The 818-nt window shown below is 49.9% G+C and carries 1 protein-coding gene; it reads right to left on the bottom strand.

The genetic code is table 11. From position 1 onward, the window contains the following. Nucleotides 1–53: 53 nt before the first annotated feature. Entirely contained in the window at nucleotides 54–734 is a 681-nt protein-coding gene (locus tag ACR0IK_RS24375) for an IS6 family transposase (RefSeq protein WP_480643688.1), read from the bottom strand. Nucleotides 735–818: the final 84 nt, after the last annotated feature.

Raw genomic sequence — 818 nt, 5'->3', positions numbered from 1 at the left:
GGTTCTGTTGCGAAGTTTACCGAAGTTCAGAGAAATACATCGGTCCTGCTTTGTTATGCGAGCAGTTCTTTGAATTGTTGAAAGGGACAGAGTCCTGGTGTGAATTGGCTTTTACGGATCATGTGCGCGACCTCGATGCCGGCCAGAGTCGCTGAAGCCGAAGCAAAAGACTTGAAGCCGAGCATCGGACGAGTTCGTCTTTTGATGAAACGATGATCCTGTTGCACAATGTTGTTCAAGTATTTCCGCCTGACCATTTCAATTGGCACCGGGCAACCAAAGCCTTTCAACATCTTGTTTATGGCCTTGATGCCAGCCGTGTTAGCTCCGCTTTTGTCGATGACAATCTTTCTCGGAAGGCCGTTGACCTCCAGCGTCCGGGCGAAGAATTTGGTGGCGGCGGGTTTATTTCGACGCTGCGAAAGCATGAAATCAAGTGTCTTACCGTGCTTGTCGACAGCTCGATAGAGATAAACCCACGCGCCTTTCACCTTGATGTAAGTCTCGTCCATTCTCCAAGAACGATCGCAAGATTTTTTGCGGCGACGCGCGACCTCAGCAATCGCGCTAGAGTATCTCGTCACCCAGCGGTTCAGTGTAGTGTGGTCCACCGAAACACCGCGCTCACCCATGATTTCCTCCAAGTCACGGTATGAAACACCATATCGAACGTAGAAGAACACCGCGAATAGGATCACATCTTCCGGATATTGCGCACCCTTGAAGGAAATCATGAACTGACTTTCGGCTGAATTACACCGGCAGCTATTCACTCTCTGCGTTCTTGAGCGTCAATGGTCAAAGTGTGCAACAGAACC

It is taken from the genome of Ruegeria sp. BF7, assembly GCF_056538605.1.
The sequence above is the reverse complement of the archived record's forward strand: the minus strand, read 5'-3'. Positions and strand labels throughout refer to the sequence as shown.